18 protein-coding genes and 1 pseudogene are annotated in these 17142 nt (G+C 69.4%); 12 read left to right on the top strand and 7 right to left on the bottom strand.

Annotated features, from left to right (window positions below; genetic code table 11):
* The first annotated feature begins 80 nt into the window (after nt 1-80).
* From FOH10_RS26300 to FOH10_RS26290, 3 genes are all read left to right on the top strand, one after another.
* Nucleotides 81-389, top strand: coding sequence for a DUF6802 family protein (locus tag FOH10_RS26300; RefSeq protein WP_029923753.1), 309 nt, complete (start codon nt 81-83; stop codon nt 387-389).
* A gap of 519 nt (nt 390-908) precedes the next feature.
* The gene (locus FOH10_RS26295; RefSeq protein WP_143982727.1) at nt 909-1223 is read left to right on the top strand and encodes a hypothetical protein; all 315 of its coding nucleotides are present in this window, start codon (nt 909-911) and stop codon (nt 1221-1223) included.
* A gap of 148 nt (nt 1224-1371) precedes the next feature.
* A complete protein-coding gene (locus FOH10_RS26290; protein WP_143982726.1) occupies nt 1372-3552 on the top strand; it encodes a hypothetical protein in 2181 nt (726 codons plus the stop codon).
* Between the two features lie 92 nt (nt 3553-3644).
* Here FOH10_RS26290 and FOH10_RS26285 read toward each other — a convergent pair whose 3' ends face one another.
* Genes FOH10_RS26285 through FOH10_RS26275 form a run of 3 tightly spaced genes read right to left on the bottom strand, consistent with a single transcriptional unit; the run spans nt 3645 to nt 5306 of the window.
* A complete protein-coding gene (locus FOH10_RS26285; RefSeq protein ID WP_143982725.1) occupies nt 3645-4478 on the bottom strand; it encodes a helix-turn-helix domain-containing protein in 834 nt (277 codons plus the stop codon).
* Nucleotides 4475-4993 (bottom strand): DUF6879 family protein, encoded by a 519-nt coding sequence (locus FOH10_RS26280; protein WP_143982724.1) that lies wholly within the window; start codon nt 4991-4993, stop codon nt 4475-4477. Before FOH10_RS26280 ends, FOH10_RS26285 begins: the two co-directional genes overlap by 4 nt.
* Nucleotides 4971-5306 (bottom strand): hypothetical protein, encoded by a 336-nt coding sequence (locus FOH10_RS26275; RefSeq protein ID WP_143982723.1) that lies wholly within the window; start codon nt 5304-5306, stop codon nt 4971-4973. Before FOH10_RS26275 ends, FOH10_RS26280 begins: the two co-directional genes overlap by 23 nt.
* 224 nt (nt 5307-5530) lie before the next feature.
* Here FOH10_RS26275 and FOH10_RS35000 point away from each other — a divergent pair, with 224 nt between their 5' ends.
* Nucleotides 5531-6040: a hypothetical protein gene (locus FOH10_RS35000; RefSeq protein WP_186000593.1), complete on the top strand. Its 510-nt coding sequence runs from the start codon at nt 5531-5533 to the stop codon at nt 6038-6040.
* A gap of 9 nt (nt 6041-6049) precedes the next feature.
* Here FOH10_RS35000 and FOH10_RS35290 read toward each other — a convergent pair.
* A pseudogene (locus tag FOH10_RS35290) lies at nt 6050-6256 on the bottom strand (MmyB family transcriptional regulator); the annotation flags it as partial.
* An 85-nt stretch (nt 6257-6341) separates the two neighbouring features.
* Between FOH10_RS35290 and FOH10_RS36150 the strand changes: the two are divergent.
* The gene (locus tag FOH10_RS36150; protein WP_342355909.1) at nt 6342-6446 is read left to right on the top strand and encodes a hypothetical protein; all 105 of its coding nucleotides are present in this window, start codon (nt 6342-6344) and stop codon (nt 6444-6446) included.
* Between the two features lie 68 nt (nt 6447-6514).
* Here the strand turns inward: FOH10_RS36150 and FOH10_RS26260 are convergent, their stop codons facing one another.
* Complete coding sequence (locus tag FOH10_RS26260) at nt 6515-7381, bottom strand: dienelactone hydrolase family protein (protein WP_143982722.1); 867 nt, start codon at nt 7379-7381, stop codon at nt 6515-6517.
* Nucleotides 7382-7791: 410 nt separating this feature from the next.
* On the opposite strand from FOH10_RS26260, the gene glmS reads away from it, so the two are divergent.
* Nucleotides 7792-9660 carry a glutamine--fructose-6-phosphate transaminase (isomerizing) gene (gene glmS, locus FOH10_RS26255; protein ID WP_143982721.1) on the top strand — a complete coding sequence of 623 codons (1869 nt, stop codon included), beginning with the start codon at nt 7792-7794 and terminating at the stop codon, nt 9658-9660.
* 15 nt (nt 9661-9675) lie between these two features.
* Here glmS and FOH10_RS26250 read toward each other — a convergent pair whose 3' ends face one another.
* Nucleotides 9676-10101, bottom strand: coding sequence for a plastocyanin/azurin family copper-binding protein (locus FOH10_RS26250; protein WP_143982720.1), 426 nt, complete (start codon nt 10099-10101; stop codon nt 9676-9678).
* 251 nt (nt 10102-10352) lie between these two features.
* Between FOH10_RS26250 and FOH10_RS26245 the strand changes: the two genes are divergently transcribed.
* Nucleotides 10353-11786: an NAD(P)H-hydrate dehydratase gene (locus FOH10_RS26245; protein WP_143982719.1), complete on the top strand. Its 1434-nt coding sequence runs from the start codon at nt 10353-10355 to the stop codon at nt 11784-11786.
* Nucleotides 11787-11801: 15 nt separating this feature from the next.
* Here the strand turns inward: FOH10_RS26245 and FOH10_RS26240 are convergent, their stop codons facing one another.
* The gene (locus FOH10_RS26240; protein ID WP_221937880.1) at nt 11802-12767 is read right to left on the bottom strand and encodes an endonuclease/exonuclease/phosphatase family protein; all 966 of its coding nucleotides are present in this window, start codon (nt 12765-12767) and stop codon (nt 11802-11804) included.
* Between the two features lie 313 nt (nt 12768-13080).
* Between FOH10_RS26240 and alr the strand changes: the two genes are divergently transcribed.
* The 5 genes from alr to tsaD all read left to right on the top strand — a co-directional run bounded on the left by alr (nt 13081) and on the right by tsaD (nt 17082).
* Nucleotides 13081-14223 carry an alanine racemase gene (gene alr / locus FOH10_RS26235; protein ID WP_244961380.1) on the top strand — a complete coding sequence of 381 codons (1143 nt, stop codon included), beginning with the start codon at nt 13081-13083 and terminating at the stop codon, nt 14221-14223.
* Nucleotides 14216-14665, top strand: coding sequence for a tRNA (adenosine(37)-N6)-threonylcarbamoyltransferase complex ATPase subunit type 1 TsaE (gene tsaE, locus FOH10_RS26230; RefSeq protein ID WP_039810063.1), 450 nt, complete (start codon nt 14216-14218; stop codon nt 14663-14665). The genes alr and tsaE overlap by 8 nt, the downstream gene beginning before the upstream one ends.
* A 187-nt stretch (nt 14666-14852) precedes the next feature.
* Nucleotides 14853-15560, top strand: a complete 708-nt coding sequence (gene tsaB / locus FOH10_RS26225; RefSeq protein WP_143982718.1) for a tRNA (adenosine(37)-N6)-threonylcarbamoyltransferase complex dimerization subunit type 1 TsaB — start codon at nt 14853-14855, stop codon at nt 15558-15560.
* On the top strand, nt 15557-16054 hold the full coding sequence (gene rimI, locus FOH10_RS26220) for a ribosomal protein S18-alanine N-acetyltransferase (protein WP_029923769.1): 498 nt from the start codon (nt 15557-15559) through the stop codon (nt 16052-16054). The genes tsaB and rimI overlap by 4 nt, the downstream gene beginning before the upstream one ends.
* Complete coding sequence (gene tsaD / locus FOH10_RS26215; RefSeq protein WP_143982717.1) at nt 16051-17082, top strand: tRNA (adenosine(37)-N6)-threonylcarbamoyltransferase complex transferase subunit TsaD; 1032 nt, start codon at nt 16051-16053, stop codon at nt 17080-17082. The genes rimI and tsaD overlap by 4 nt, the downstream gene beginning before the upstream one ends.
* The last annotated feature ends 60 nt before the right edge of the window (nt 17083-17142 follow it).

Below are 17142 nucleotides of genomic sequence, written 5' to 3'. Positions count from 1 at the left end.
TCCACAACTCGAGAGTAAGTCACCCCGAGCCACCGCCCCGGGTGCGAGGATGATGGGCACGTCGCAGTGAAGGAGTGCACATGGTCGCATCCGGTGATCTGCCCGGTCTGGACTTGCCGAATCTCGACACCCACTCGGAGCTGGGTGCTCTGGGCGCGGTGGAGCTAACCCATCCCGTTCAGGACATCGACGGCGACGGTCGCCTCGACACCCTCACCACCAATGGCGACCGCGCCATGCACGTATGGACCGACCTCGACCACGACGGCTACGCCGACCACGTCACGGTCGTCGACGAGGGCGGCGATTACGCGGCCTGGGAATTCCGCCACAACACGGACGGCACCAGCGAATGGGTGCGCACCGACGGCGGCAGCCTGGGCGGATGAACCCGTCGGCGGACCTCGCCCGACCCGACGCGCGGTAGTCATCCGACCGGACACACGGAACTCGTCCGATCGGGCGCGCGGGTCGGCCGGGCATGCGGGACCGTCCGCCCCGGACTCGCCGCGACCGATCTCGGGTCGATCGCTGCGGCGTTCGCGCCCGGACCCTGATCGGGCCGGGCGCGCAGATGGCGTCGGGGCCGTGCATGCCTCCACCGGACTCGCACAGCGACGGGTGAACATGCCTGTGCGGCCGTGTGACCGTGAACGATCCGGCCGCTCGGAGAGGTAGAGCACACGGCTCTGCGAGTGGACCACAGGTCGTCCGAGCGTGACGAATGACGGTCGTGGAATGCCGGTCGGTCGAATACCGCCGGGCGACCGTCGAGCGGTGGCCGCGGCCGGTCTCGGCGAGCCGTCGAACAACGGTCGCCGTGTCGAATGTGCGGGCGACGGTTGGATGATCGCCGCGACAGTGGCCGAACCCGGCCGCATCGGTGACTGAACGCGAAAGGGGGATATATGGGTGGCGGGGCCGATAGTTTCGCGGTGGATATCGCCGCGCTGCGCATTGCCGCAGCAACGTTGCGCGACTCCGCGGAATCGCTACGCCTACAGGCGCGTCGCATTGACGAGCACATGTTCGGTATCGGCAACGACGAGGCCGGGCGAAACTACGCGGAGCACGGCATGTCGGTGCATCGAGGGCTCGAGCACCTTGCGGGCTGGCTACGCGACTGGGCCACGGCCACCGCCACCACCGCCTCGGGTCTGGATACGGCGGTCACCGAATACGAGCGCACCGATCGGGAACGGGCCGAACAGACCCCGCGGTAGTGGTCGGAATCGGTGCCACCGGGTGGCTCACATGCCACTCGCGTGGAGTTGGTGCGCGTGCCGCATGGGCGAAACCGGTTGGCATGGCGAACGGCACGGGGCGGTCGGCGTGCTACCGGAGAGAGATGACGGGATATCAGGGGGGACTGTGACTTTCGATCCGGCGGGGAGGTCCGTCGACGAGATCCTGGATTACGGGGCGGCTGGGCTCGAGTACTGGGAGCGGTTCCTTCCGCTGTACGAGCGGGCCTTCGGTGCGCTGCCCGGTGTCGGGACGCGGGAACTGCAAGCTCGGTACGACGAACAGCGTGGGCTCGATCTCGAGAGACTCGATGCGGCACGGAATGCGCTGGCCGATGCGGTCATCGGGGCCGAGCGGCAGTGGATGGCCCAGCTGGGCGTCGCGCGGCGGCTACCGGATATCTGGGCGGGACGAGGTGGCGCGGCCGCCCGCGAGGTGGTCGACGGTCAGCAGCGGCGAGCGCGCGGTGATCTCGATATCGCGCGGGCCGTGGTGGCGGCCATCGACGGCGTGCTCGACCCGCTGCGGCAGGCGGTGTTCACGAAAGCCGTTCGGACGGTCGGGCTGCTCGAACGGCTCGGGGACGACAGCACCGCCGTCGCCATCGGCGGCAAGTCGCCCGGCGATATCGAGGCCATGCTCGACGCCGCGGACGATGCCGCCACCGACTGGCTGCGTACCACCTTCAAACCGGACGTGGAGCGCAAACACGCCGAGTTCACGGCCATGTGCGCGGATACCGACCACATCGTCGTCGACAACTATCGCACCGTCACGACCGCCATGGCGGCGCTCCTGGACAGCCCCTACCCCCGCCCTGTCGCACCTTTCGATCCACCGCTGCCCGCGAACGAAACCGGAACAGCACCAACGCAACCCGCGGACGCGATCGCCCCGGGGGCCGAAGAGGGAACGACCCCCGCCACGGCTGGCTCGTCCGCGAGTCCACCCGGTACGCCACCGGCAGGGGCCGCACCTCCGGGTGCCTCCTCGAGTTCGTCGACCGATACATCTTCTGGTGGGTGGTCGAGCCCGTCGACCGGTGCATCTGCTGGTGCCCCGCCGAGTTCGCCGAGCACCGCACCTCCGGGTGTGCCCTCGAGCACACCGAACGTCCCGTCTCCCGGTGCCTCGCCGACCCCGGCAACCGCTACACCCACCGGTGCCGCACCGTCAGCCTGGGCGGGCACTCCGACGGAAACTCCGTCCGCCTCGGTCGGCGCCGGCCGCACCGCTCCCACACTCGGGCAGCCCGCGCTGGGCGGGCACGCACAGCCGCTCGGCGCGGACACCCCCGACCACCCGCCATCGGGCACCTGGTCCGATACTTTTCCGGGCGAAGGCACCGGCGCACACTCGGATCCGCTGCCGCTCGGTTCCCTGCTCGCGGGCGCGGGCTCCGCACTCACCGAACTCCTCGGCCACCTCACAACGGGCCTCCAAACCGGCGTCGAATCCGCCCTCGGCAGTCTGATCGACCTGACGAATCCCGACCGTTCCGACGATCCGGCAACGGAACCCGGCACCGACGAAGACACCGACCAGGGTGACCTCGATTCCACCCCTGGCACCGACCAACCACCCGGAAGAGCCGATTTCGAGCTGGGCGAGCACGACCTCACCATCGAGCAGACCACAAACGGCACCCTGAGCGTCGCCCTCACCGACCCGTCCGGAGCCACGACCACTTTCACTCTCCGCCTGAACGAGCACGGCATACCGATCCTCACCGCCGAATCCGAAACCCCCGCCGCGCCCCCGAAACCCGATACCCCACAGCCCGATTCGCCTCGCTCCGATCCCACCGCACCCGACGGATCACCCCAGCCATCGCCGTACGCTCCATCCGCACCGAATCCCGGCGATACGTCGAATGCACCGAGCAGTCCACCCGACAACTCCACACCACCCGACTGCCCGCCCCCCGCTCCCGAATGCACCGAGCCGCCCACCCCGGCCTCGGAAAGCCCACCGGTCTGCCGCACTCCGGACCGGGACGCCCCGGACCAAGGTGCTCCGGACGTGGGTGCGCCGGGTCGATATGCCCCGGATGAGGGTGCGCCGGGCCAGAACGTCCCGCATCAGGACAACCCCGAACACATCCCCCCACAGCAGGACTCCCCGATGCCTCCGGGACCTCCGGATGCCCCTTCCCCCGACTTGCCGATCCCCGACCTGCCCGGAACCGACTCGCCGCCCACCTACCCAGGCATACCACCCCTGGACCGGCAATCGTCCCCGGACATCGGGGCGACCGGTGTCCCGGTGCAACCGATCCCACCGCTCCCCGATCCGCCCACACCCTGAACCGCTACACCGGTCCGCCGGACGCAACCCACCATTGCGACGATCACGACCCGAAAGGGTGCAGTGGGCGTGTGCGGGGCTGACCGATCGGGCTAGGTCCGAGTGTCGATCGCCTTCCGGATCAATGCCCGTGCGGAGTCACCGGTCAGCGCCAGCCCTGCGAGCTCGGCGAACAGTCGGCCGTACTGGCTTATCTCCCGGGGCTGAGTGACGGTCAGTTCTGCGGTGACAGCTTCCACCAGCACCAGCCGATCGTCGAACATCACGAAGTTGGTTATCTGCATCGGTAATTCGGCCTCCGATGGGACGATGCCCAGCAGGACGCGAGGCAGGCCGATCACGGCCAGCAGCCGATCGAGCTGACCCACCATGACGGAATCGCCTCCGACCGTGGTTCGCAGGGCTTGCTCCGCTATCAGTATGTGGAACCGATGGTTGCCCTTGTACAAGAGTTGTTGCCGCTCCAGGCGTTTGGCTACACCTTCGTCCAAGTCGTCGGGGACTCGGTAGAAGTCGATGTACCGGCGCAGGATCACCGCAGCGTATTCCGCGGTCTGGAGGATGCCGGGGATGATGGTCGGCTGAAAGATCCGCATGAGCTGGGACTGCTCAGCGAGCTTCGCCACTTGGTTCTGTCTGCGCTTGGTACCGGTTCCGAGGACCCTGCGCCACTCCAGGTATGCGGCTTGGACATTGCGGAGGGTGGCAATCAGGTCCGGTAGTTGAGAGTCGTTGCCGGTATGGCGGCAGTAGGCGCGGAGATGGGCCTCCGTGGGGCTTCGGTCCCCGGTTTCGATTTTGGACACCACCGACTCGTGCCAGCCTGCCAGGGAGGCGAGCTGACGGCCGGAGAGCCCGGCATCACGACGAAGCCCCCGGAGCGTCTGTCCGAGGGCTCGTCGTGCTTCGTGAACGGAACTTGTCACCGTGCCGCATACTCCGCGTACGGGATACCCAGCTTCCAAAGCCGTTCGCGGACACCTTGGCAATACGCCACGATTCCGGGGTCTGCGGTGACCGCTAGACCGGCCGGTGCCCCGGTCGGGTCCGTGAGGTTGTAGGCAACCCGCTCGCCGTCCATCAACCACCAATCATCCGGCGGTACTTGCCCGGCGAGCGTCCTGGGGACGTAGCGAATGTCCTCCCCAGCGGCAACGTTGTGGCCGGTGACCGACAGCAACCACCGCTGATAGTTCGAGTGCGGCTCCGTCACGACCCGAATCCTGCTGACCGGCACGCCCCGGCCGGTGGTTTCCCGCATGAGGTCTTGCCACGGTGTCCGGATGTACGGAGCCGGTTCGCCAGCGAGGAATGCTCGTATCCGGGAGTCCTCATCGGCTACGTGGTACTCGTCCCTGACCTCCAGGTGGAACGCATCGCGCCGCAACTCTCGGAACAGCCGCGGCCACAGGTCCGGTTCATTCTTGGGCCGCAGCAGCATTGCCGTAGAACGTCCTCTCCAGCTTCGGTACCTCGACAGCGGTTTCGTCGCCCGCCAATTCCAGTATGCTCAGCGCTTCCGGCTCGGTGACCGGCCGACCGGACAAGCTGAAGGTACCCCTTCCGGTATCGGTCAGGTGCGAGCCGATAAATGTATGCGGCTCAGCGAATCCCGTGAGCAAATGCGGGATTTCCACCGTTCCGGGTCGGGATGTCTCCCACCCTTGGACCACATACGTGCCCCGGTCGGTGGCGTAGAGACTGGGGCAGCCGCCGGAGTCGGATCCCCCCTTGCCGAGGAACTTCAGGTTCATCGGTCCCACTCCCATCCAATGCCTTGACGCAGTGTGGCGTGTGCCTTCTCGATTGTCTCGCGCCAAGGCACTTCATATGGCTGGTAATGACGATTTTGGTCAAGTTATGCCAAGTCGATGGACCACACTGGCCGCCGCTTCGTAGCGTCTTTTCTCAGGCGCTCGGAGGCGGTGCGGTCATCCCGCCCCCGGTTGCCGACCACCATCGAACCAAGGGGAGCGGGATGGCCAGGCGGACCAGGCTCGGAGAGTTCCCCGGCGGCGTGCTGGAGATCAACGCATACGACGATGACCCCGTCGATGGGTATCCGGGGGTGTATCTGGAGATCTACCACGCCGCCGACGACGCAGAGGAAGGCACCGAGATGCGTTATCGGGCAACGGCTATCGGCTATCTGCGGACCGATGTGTCCGGTGCGGCGCGGTTCCGGGACGAGAGCCGGATCCGCGAGTTGGCGGCTCGCCTCGGCTACGACTTCGCCGACATGATCGTCTACGACCCGAAATTCGGGCGGCCACCGCTGGCCCGGCTGAAGGCGCAGGCCACCCGGCTGGACGCCGCAGCCGTCATCGTCCCCGCACCTGAGCACTTCGAGGGCGGACACATCCCTGCGTCGCTGGTCGAATACGTGGATGTGATCACCGTGACGCCGGAAGAAGTCTGCGCGAGCCGCGCCATGTCGCCGGATCTGCCGCGGCAGGGCGTCCAGGGGCAGGGCGGCGCGGCATCCTGAAGTCCGCCGCTAGCCGCGTTCCGAGGTGGGTGTCCGGGCTTTCGGGCCGGGAGCGTTCATGCTGCCGAGCAGAGTGAGGGCGTGTGCCGCGGGCGAATCCGGTTCGGCGTGGTAGACGACCAGGACCTGGCCGGGAGCGTCGTTCACGGTGAAGGTCTCGTAGCCGAGTTCGCCGACCAGGGGTTGGTGAAGCGCTTGCTGCCGGAGGTTTTCATGGCCACGTCGTGACGAGCCCAGAGTCGGCGGAAATCTGCGCGATGCCGCGCGGACCGTGCGGGCGGCCCTCGGGCCGGTCGATCTGGTGGGCGCGAACGCCGGCGTCATGCTGGGCGCGCCGTTCGAGGCGGGCCATGTCGACGAATGGGATCGGATGGTCGGCACCAATATCAATGGGTTGCTCGGGTGAACATTGCCGAGATGATCGTCGTGCCCACCCCGCAGGGCTGAGTATCCGCGAGAGCGGTTGCGGTGGAGCTACTTTCGCAGGGCCTGTACCAGTTGCAGGAGGGGGAGCCGCTGCGGTTCCGGCTCCGGTTCCTCCTCGACCGCGTGCGGGTCCACCAGTTCGGTGTGCGGGATGATCGCTTCGGGGTCGGCGAAGAGTTTGTAGGTCTTGTCGCCGAGCAGGGTGTAGTTGAGGTAGCCGACCAGTAGGGCACGGGTGAGGCGTTCGGTTTTCGGTTCGTGCTTGCCCGCGCCGAGGGCGGCGAGGGCGCGGCGGCCCTCGACGATGCCGTTGTGTGTGGCCTTCTCCACCGAGCGCAGGATGGCGGGGCCACCCCAGGCGGCGGCCAGCGGGACGGCGTTGGAGCTGACCGAGTCGATGTCGGCGGCTCCGGCCAGAATCAGTGCGGGGGTGTCGATACTCGGGGCCAGCGCCTCACCCGAGGGGGCGGTCGGCGCGGGGTAGAGGGCGGCCACGGCGGCGACCGCGCGCTGGGAGGCGGCGATGGTGGCCGCCCCGGCACCCATTCCGTGCCCGGCCAGGGCCAGTTTGTCGGGATGCACGCTGATATCCCCGCCGCCCAGACGCACACCGGTGCAGATGTCGAGGGTGGTGAGCAGATCGGTGGCCAGGTTCAGATGCGAGGGGATCGGTCCGCGTTCGGTGTCAGGTGCGGCCGCGACGTATCCCCACGACGCCAGATGCTCGAGCAGGCGTCGGTAGTTCCCGGCTCCGGTCAACCACCCGTGCCCGAAGGCCACCGCGGGCAGGTTCATCCCCTTCTCCGGGGTGAACACCACCCCGGGCTGCCCGGCGATACCGAGATTGCCGCGCAGCACCGTGTGCGGACCCTTCGCGGTCAAGGTGCTCAATAGCGATTTCACTGACGCCGACACGCAGAAGAACTTAGCGCTTTCTCGATCCGCACGCTGCCGCCCACGCATGTCGCATATTCCAACGCGGCGACTACGTGCGGAAACATGGTGCGGCGAATGCCGGAGCGCGGCTCGCATTGCCTGGGGCTGTGGGGCCGTGGGTCGCGTTGCCGGGTGCGGACTGCCTGGCGCTGTGACGTCGGGGTCGCGTCGCTGGGGGACCGCCCGCCGCCGCAGCAATGTCATGGCCCGCTCCGGCCGAGCCGCGATCTTCGAACGACCATTCGTCGGACTTGCCCGGCGCGAATCGCGACTCGCCGCGACATACACGGAGGAATCGGGCGAACCGCCGAGGCGGGCGCTCGCAGGGGTGCCGAAGGGGCGAACCACCGGGCGGAGTGCCCCGCCCCAACCCAGTACTCTGAGGCCCCATGTGCGGAATCGTGGGGTACGTGGGGTATCGGGACGCCCTCACTGTGGTGGTGGACGCATTGCGCCGCATGGAGTATCGCGGCTACGACTCCGCGGGGGTCGCCATCCTGGACGGAATGGGCGGCCTCGCGGTGGAGCGCAAGGCCGGGCGGCTCGCCAACCTGGAGGCGGAACTGGCCGCGGCCGGGCCGGAACGATTCAGCGGAACCACCGGTATGGGGCACACCCGCTGGGCCACGCACGGCGCGCCGACCGACCGCAACGCCCACCCGCACCGCGACCACGACGGTCGGGTGGCCGTCGTGCACAACGGCATCATCGAGAACTTCGCGCCGCTGCGCCGCGAACTCGAGGACGCCGGAGTGGAACTGCGCAGCGACACCGACACCGAGGTCGCGGTGCACCTGGTGTCCCGCGCCTATGCCGCCGGCGAGACCGCGGGGGACTTCGTCGCCAGCGCGCTGGCCGTGGTGCGCCGCCTCGAAGGTGCGTTCACCCTGGTCTTCACGCACGCCGACCATCCGGGCACGATCGTGGCCGCGCGCCGCTCGACCCCGCTGGTGGTCGGGGTCGGGCAGGGGGAGATGTTCATCGCCTCCGATGTCACCGCCTTCATCGAACACACCCGCGAGGCGGTCGAGCTCGGCCAGGACCAGGCCGTCGTCATCACCGCCGACAGCTACACCGTCACCGACTTCCACGGTGCCGTCGATGGGGTGCGCACCCGGCCCTTCACCATCGATTGGGATCTCGCCGCCGCCGAGAAGGGCGGCCACGACTACTTCATGCTCAAGGAGATCGAGGAGCAGCCCGCGGGCGTGGCCGACACCCTCATCGGCCACTTCGCCGAGGGGCGGATCGTGCTCGACGAACAGCGCCTCGTCGACCAGGAGTTGCGCGAGGTCGACAAGGTGTTCGTAGTCGCCTGCGGCAGCTCGTATCACGCCGGGCTGCTCGCCAAGTACGCCATCGAGCACTGGACCCGGCTGCCGGTGGAAGTGGAGTTGGCCAGCGAATTCCGTTACCGCGACCCGGTTCTGGACCAGTCCACCCTCGTCGTCGCCATTTCCCAGTCCGGGGAGACCGCCGACACCTTGGAGGCGGTGCGGCACGCCAAGGATCAGAAGGCGCGCGTGCTCGCCATCTGCAATACCAATGGCGCGCAGATCCCCCGCGAATCCGACGCCGTGCTCTACACCCGCACCGGGCCGGAGATCGGCGTCGCCTCCACCAAGGCGTTCCTGGCGCAGATCACCGCCAACTACCTGGTGGGCCTGGCGCTGGCGCAGGCGCGCGGCACCAAATATCCGGACGAGGTGGCGCGGGAGTTCGAAGAACTCGAGGCCATGCCGAAGCTCGTCGAGCGGGTCCTGGAGACCGCCCCGCAGGTGCGCGCCATCGCCCGCCAGCTGGCCGGGGAGTCGACGGTACTGTTCCTCGGCCGCCACGTCGGATATCCCGTGGCGCTCGAAGGTGCTTTGAAACTCAAGGAATTGGCGTACATCCACGCCGAGGGTTTCGCCGCGGGCGAGCTCAAGCACGGTCCCATCGCCCTGATCGAAGAGGGGCTGCCGGTGATCGTCATCATGCCCTCCCCCAAGGGCCGGGCGGTGCTGCACGCCAAGCTGCTCAGCAATATCCGCGAGATCCAGGCGCGAGGCGCGCGCACCATCGTGATCGCCGAGGAGGGGGACGACACGGTGCGGCCGTTCGCCGATCACCTCATCGAAATCCCGTCCGCGCCAACGCTGTACCAGCCCCTGCTGGCAACCGTCCCGCTCCAGGTGTTCGCCGCCGAGATCGCCATGGCACGCGGCTACGACGTCGACAAGCCCCGCAACCTCGCCAAGTCCGTCACCGTCGAATAGGTCGGCGCGGCCCGTCTACTCGACGGTCACGGTGCCCTTCATCTCCGGATGCAGCGGGCACAGGTAGCGGTAGGTGCCGGGCACGGTGAAGGTGTAGCTCCACTCGCCCTTGGTGAGGATCGGGCTGTTGATGCCCATGGCGGCGTCGCCGATGCCCTGCACCGAATGCGGTACGCGGTCGGAGAATTTCCAGGTGACGGTGTCGCCCGCCGCGATGGTGATGTCGGCGGGGGAGAACGTCATATCCGTGACGGTCACGATGGTGCTGGCGGGCGTCCGCGGTCCGGAGGTGGTCGGGGTGGCCGAGTTCGACGCGGTGGACGTCGGCGTGCCGTCGGCATTCTCGCCGTTCGAACCGCACCCGGTGGCGACCAGTACACCCGCCACGGCGAACACGCTGATCAGGACACGTACGGACCTACCTCGGGAACCAGTCGACATGCTCGCCAGCCTAGTCTCCGCCGGTAGCCGACCATTCGCGGCCGCCCCGACCGACGACGCCCCACCGGAACCGCGGCCGACGCGCCCGCCTCCTGTTCATGATCAAGGGGAACTGGTGGCGGCATCGTGCGAGTAGTCCACGCCATGGATTCCCCCTCGCGGGATTCCGGGCCGATGCGGGGGCGGCGATGCGGGACGGGGCGGATATCGTGGGTTCCGACGGCGGCTCGAGTGGGAATTGGAGGCGACCTGTGCGCGGATATTTCACGGCCGACGAGGTGCGGGCGGCGGAGGCGGAACTGTTCACCCGGGTGCCCGCCCGAATGCCGATGCGGCGGGCCGCGTTCGGGCTCGCCGACGTGGTCGCGCGGGAATTGCGGGAGCGGACCGGTGGGGTCGCGGGGCGGACCGTGACGCTGCTCGTCGGATCCGGGGACAATGGCGGCGATGCGCTGTGGGCCGGATCCATGCTGCGGCGGCGCGGCGTGGCGGTGCACGCGGTACTGCTGTCACCGGAGCGGGTGCACCGGGAGGGTCTTGCCGCGCTGCGGCGCACCGGCGGCCGGGTCCGCGAAGAGTTGGGGACGCCGGATCTGGTGGTCGACGGCATCGTCGGGATTTCCGGTAAGGGCGCGCTGCGGCCGCGGGCAGCGGAACTCGTTGCCGCCGTGCAGGTTCCGATCATCGCCGCCGACCTGCCCAGTGGAGTGGACGCCGACACCGGGGCGATCTCCGGCCCGGCGGTCCGCGCCGATGTGACGGTGACCTTCGGCGCGTACAAGCCGGTGCACGCGCTCGCGGCAGCCCATTGCGGTCGAATCGTGCTGGTGCCCATCGGATTACGGTTGCCGCAACCGAATCTCGCGGCGCTGGAACCGGAATCCGTGGGAGCGGACTGGCCGGTGCCGGGGGCCGCCGACGACAAGTACACACAGGGCGTGACCGGTGTCTGCGCGGGCAGCGCGACCTATCCGGGTGCGGCCGTGCTGTGCACCGGGGCCGCGGTCGCCGCCACCTCGGGCATGGTGCGCTACGCCGGAACCGGATGCGAGCAGGTGCTCGCGCACTGTCCGGAGGTGATCGCGGCGCCCTCGGTGAAGGAGACCGGACGGGTGCAGTCCTGGGTGTTCGGTCCCGGCGCGGGCACCGACGCCGCCGCGCGCGACCGGCTCGCCGAGATCCTCGCCACCGATCTCCCGGTGGTGGTCGACGCCGACGGTCTCACCCTGCTCGCCCAGGACCCGAGCCTGGTCACCGGCCGCACCGCCGCCACGGTGCTGACCCCGCACGCGGGCGAGTTCGCCCGCCTCACCGGCGCGGACCCGTCGCCCGACCGGGTCACTGCCGTCCGGGATCTCGCGGACTCCTGGCAGGTCACCGTCCTGCTCAAGGGCCGCGCCACCCTCGTCGCCGCCCCCGGCCGCCCGGTCCTGGTCAACGAGGCGGGCGGATCCTGGGCCGCCACCGCCGGTTCCGGCGACGTGCTCTCCGGCATCATCGGCGCATTGCTCGCCGCCGGCCGCGACCCGTCCTGGGCCGCCGCCGCGGCGGCCCGCGCCCACTCCCTCGCCGCCAACCTCGCCGCCCACGCGCCGTCCGCCGCCGGAGCCCCCATCTCGGCCTCCCCCCTGCTCACCCACCTCCGCCCCGCCATCGGCACCCTGCGCGACCTGGCCGCCCGCTGACGCCCGCCGCCGGGGTCACCGCTGGATCGCCGGGACGAACAGTTCCGCCGCGAGCGCGCGGTGGTCTGTCCGGGGCAGGGCGTGGGTCGAGACCTCGCCGACGCCGATGCGGAAGTCGGCGAGGATGTGGTCGATGGTGATCGGCGGAATGGGTTTGCGGCCGTTGCGGCCGCGGTAGGGACCCCAGGTGCCGGTCAGGCCGACGCCGGTCGCGGCGGCGGCGTCACGGTAGCCGCGGGAGATGAGGGCGCGCAGGGCGGTGTGGTCCAGGGTGGCGTTGAAGTCACCGGCCAGAACGCGCATGGTGTCGCCGCTCGCGGCGGGCTGGATCGCGAGGTCCCTGCGCCAGTAGTTCAGATTGTCCAGGTGCGCGGGCGGGGTGGTGTGCACCGATTCGACGCTCACCGGCCGGGCGCCGGGGAGCGTGATGCGGGCGTACGCCTGGGTGAAATGTCCCGGATTCTCCCGCACCCCATCCTCGGCCAGCGGGTAGTGCGAGAACAGTGCGGAACCGGAAGCCTTCGGCAGCGGCCGGGTCCGGTGAAACGGCAGGACAGCGTCGATGCCCGCCGCCCGCAAGCCCACCTCGGCCTCCGGCGTGTACTCCTGCAGCACCAGCACATCCACCCGGCGCTCCCGCACCAGATCCATCAGCGCCCCCGCATCCGCCGCCCCGAACTGCATATTCGCGGTGAGCACCCGCAGCGACACCCCGCCGCCGGTCGCGGCCGACCCGATTGCCCGGGGCAGCACCGCCCCGGCCAGGGCCGCCACCACCAGCAGCGCCACCCCGGCCAGCCACCAGCGTCGCAGCGCCAGCATCACCACTGCGGGCAGTACCGACCACGCCGCCACGTACGGGGTGAAGGCCAGCAGTTGCACCAGCGGTCCCCGCTCCAGCCCGCACAGCCGCACCACCGCCCACAGCGCTCCCGGCGCGATCACCATGCAGCACAGTGCGGTACGGGTCGTGTCGCGCAAGGACGTCCTCCCAGAGTCGTGCTGACCGCTCGCGGTCACCGGTGCCCGCGAAACTATCGCCGACAGATGGGCATTCGGTGTGGGACCGGCGGAGATCCCGTGTGATCCGGCCGTGCGCTCGCCACGACCATGTCGGTGTCCGATTGGTGCGCCGCCTGCTTGGCAAGGGCCTGCTGACCGCCGGAATCGTCATCCTGCTGACCCGGACGGAGCGCCGGAACAGGTGGGAGGGGGTGGCGCTGGGCGCGCCGCTCGATCGGTGGCCGCCGGGTGTGAGCGGAAACGCAGCGGGCGGGATGGCAGGATCTAGGCCGTGAGTACGCCCGAACCGCAGGTGGAGACCGTCATCGATCTGGATGCCATCGCACACAATGTGCGGATCCTGATCGAACGTGCCGGGGACGCTGCCGTCATGGCGGTGGTCAAGGCCGACGGGTACAACCACGGCGCCGTCGAGGTGGCGCGCACCGCGCTGGCGGCGGGGGCGCGGGAACTCGGGGTGACCACGGTCGCCGAGGCGGTGGCATTGCGGGAGGCGGGGATCACCGCGCCGATCCTGTGCTGGCTCAATACCTCCGATACCGATTTCGCGCCCGCGGTGGCCGCCGATATCGAGATCGGGGTGTCGTCGGTGCGGCATCTCGACGCCGTCGCCGACGCCGCGCGGCGGCTCGGTAAGACCGCGACCGTCACGCTGAAGGTGGATACGGGGCTCAACCGCAACGGCGTGTCGGTGTCGGAGTACCCCGCGGTACTGCGGCGACTGCGTGAGCTGGTCGATGCGGGGGTGGTGCGGTTCCGGGCTATCTTCTCCCATCTGGCCCTCGCCGATCAGCCCGACCATCCGGCCAACGACAGTCAGCGCGAACGCTTCCTGGAGTACATCGCGGCGGCGAAAGAGCAAGGGCTGCAACCGGAACTGGTGCACATCGCCAATGCCGCCGCCACCCTCACCCGACCCGATCTCGCCTTCGACATGGTGCGGCCCGGCATCGCCGTCTACGGACTCTCCCCGATTCCCGAACTCGGCGACTTCGGGCTGCGGCCCGCCATGACTCTGCGCGCCCGCGTCATTCTGGTGAAGAAGGTCGCTGCCGGAGAAGGTGTTTCGTACGGGCACGAATGGATCGCCGACCGCGACACCACCGTCGCGCTGATCCCCGCCGGATACGCCGACGGCATCTGGCGACCGCTCAGCGGACGGTTCGACGTGCTGCTCGGCGGCCGCCGCCGTCCCAATATCGGCCGCATCTGCATGGACCAGTTCGTGGTCGACCTCGGCGACAACGCCGAGGGCGTGCGCGAAGGCGATCTCGCGGTGCTCTTCGGCGGCGGCCCCGGCGAACCGCACGCCCAGGAATGGGCGGACGCGCTCGGCACCATCCACTACGAGGTGGTGTGCTCGCCGCGCGGCCGCGTCGCACGCCGCTACATCGGGGGGAGCGCCCATGCATGACGGTCGCGGACACCGCACCCTCCCGACGGTCGAGGACACCGAGGCCCTCGGTCGCGAACTGGCCGCACAACTGCACGCCGGGGACCTGGTCGTCCTCGACGGCCCCCTCGGCGCGGGCAAGACCGCCCTCACCCGAGGTATCGCCGCCGGGCTCGGTGTACAGGGCCGAGTGAGTTCCCCCACGTTCATCATCGCCCGACAGCACCGCGCCGGGGCCGAACCGGGCGCGGTCGGACTCGTCCACGTGGACGCCTACCGCCTCGGCGGCGACCTCGACGAACTCGACGCCCTCGACCTCGATACCGAACTCGACGACGCCGTGGTCGTGGTCGAATGGGGCCTCGGCGTGGTCGAACACCTGGCCGACCGCCACCTACGCGTCCTCCTCCGCCGCGAACCCGAATCCGACACCCGCACCGCCGAATGGGAATGGGTGGGCTAGACACCGGCCCGCGCCCGCTACACCAACTCTGCCGCCACTCCGTTGGTTCGCGGCGCGTCCCGGTTCTGGACTGACGGAGCGGGGGAGCGAAGCGGAGGAGCGGAGGAGGGAAGAACTGGGACCTCCAGCGCCGCGAACCCGCCGGAGCGAAGCGGAGGCAATCAAACACAGTACAGTTGGGTCAATCATGTTGGTACTGGCTGTCGACACCGCGACCCCTGCCGTCACGGCGGGACTGGTGGAACTGGATCCGGCGGAGGCCGGTAGCACACCTCGAACAACCACGATCGCCACTCGGGTGACCGTGGACGCCCGCGCGCACAATGAGGTGCTGACCCCGCAGATTCTCGCCTGCCTCGCCGAATCCGGGCGGGCCCGCGGCGAGATCGACGCGGTCGTGGTCGGGGTCGGTCCCGGACCGTTCACCGGGCTGCGGGTCGGCATGGCCACCGCCGCCGCCTTCGGGGACGCGCTCGGTATTCCGGTGCACGGGGTGTGCAGCCTGGACGCCATCGCCGCCGATACCGAGAGCTACCTCGCCGAGGCGCGGGATCCGGTCGAACTGCTGGTCGTCACCGATGCCCGTCGCCGCGAGGTGTACTGGGCCCGCTATCGCGCCCTGTCGGCGGAGAACCCGCGCGGCCGGGTCGCCGGCCCGGAGGTGTGCAAACCCGCCGACTTGGACACCAGCAGCGCCACCGTGATCGCGGGCTCGGCCTCGCATGTGGACTACTTCGATCTGCCGGTGCTGCCGGTGGAGACGCCCTCCCCGGCGGGGCTGGTGCGCTGCGCCGCCCGCGACCTGCTCTCCGGTGCGATGCCGGACCCGCTCACCCCGCTCTACCTGCGTCGGCCCGATGCCGTGGAACGCAGCTACGCGCAGGTGAGTCGATGATCCGCGTCGAACCGATGCGGCCCTCCGATATTCCTCGCTGCGTCGAACTGGAGAAGCTGCTGTTTCCCGAGGACGACCCCTGGCACGAGGTCGCCTTCCGCTCCGAACTCGCCGGACCGCACAACCGCTACATCGTCGCCCGCAACGGCGACGGCCGTATGGTCGGCTACGCGGGTATCGCGCTGCTGGGCAATCGGGAGTACCCGGAGGCCGAGGTGCACACCATCGGCGTCGACCCCGGACAGCAGGGGCTCGGCATCGGCACCGCCCTGCTGGAAGCCCTGCTCGGTGAGGCCGGGCGGCGCGGCGGACCGGTTTTCCTGGAGGTGCGCACCGACAACGCCGCCGCCATCGCGCTGTACGAGAAGCACGGATTCCACATCATCGGCCTGCGCAAGAACTACTACCAGCCCAGTGGCGCGGACGCGTACACCATGCGCCGACCCGCCATGACCGGCTTCCCGCGGCCGCAGGACACAGAGGTCTTCTCATGATCGTGATGGGTATCGAAAGCTCCTGTGACGAAACGGGAGTCGGCATCGTCCGCTGGCTGCCCGACGGGAGCTGCGAACTGCTCGCCGACGAGGTGGCCTCCAGCGTCGACCAGCACGCGCGTTTCGGCGGCGTGGTGCCGGAGATCGCGTCGCGCGCGCATCTCGAGGCCATCGTGCCCGCCATGCGCCGGGCATTGGCGGCGGCCGGGGTGGACCGGCCGGATGCCCTCGCGGTGACCATCGGACCCGGCCTCGCCGGTGCGCTGCTGGTCGGGGTGGCGGCCGCGAAAGCCTATGCGGCGGCGTGGGATATCCCCTTCTACGCGCTCAACCATCTGGGCGGCCACGTCGCGGTGGACACCCTGGAACACGGGCCCATGCCGGCGTGTGTGGCGCTGCTCGTCTCCGGCGGGCACACCCACCTGCTGCACGTGACCGATCTGGCCGACCCCATCGCGGAACTGGGCAGCACCGTCGACGATGCCGCCGGGGAAGCCTTCGACAAGGTGGCGCGACTGCTCGGACTCGGCTATCCGGGCGGTCCGGTGCTGGATCGCATTGCGGCGGAGGGTGATCCGCACGCCATCGCCTTTCCGCGCGGCATGACGGGGCCGCGCGATCCACGCTACGACTTCTCGTTCTCCGGACTGAAGACCGCTGTCGCGCGCTATGTCGAAGCGGCGCAACGGGAGAACCGCGAACTGCCGATCCCCGATATCGCCGCGTCCTTCCAGGAGGCCGTGGCGGATGTGCTCACCATGAAGGCCGTGCGTGCCGCCCAGGACGTCGGCGTCGACACCATCGTGCTCGGCGGCGGTGCGACCGCCAACTCCCGTATCCGTTCGCTGGCCGAAGAGCGTTGCGCCGCGGCCGGTCTCACGCTCCGCGTGCCGAAACCGCGGTTGTGCACCGACAACGGCGTCATGATCGCCACCCTGGGCGCGCACGTGATCGCCGGGGGCGCGCGGCCCTCCGAACTCACCGTGGCCACCGACCCGGGCCTGTCGGTGGCGACCAGCCAACTCTGACGCCCGCCTGCCCCCAGTCGTCTGGGCAGGGGATCTGCTGTCTGGGGGCGTGATTCCGGC

The organism is Nocardia otitidiscaviarum, assembly GCF_007362295.1.
Lineage (GTDB): Bacteria > Actinomycetota > Actinomycetes > Mycobacteriales > Mycobacteriaceae > Nocardia > Nocardia otitidiscaviarum.
The sequence above is the reverse complement of the archived record's forward strand: the minus strand, read 5'-3'. Positions and strand labels throughout refer to the sequence as shown.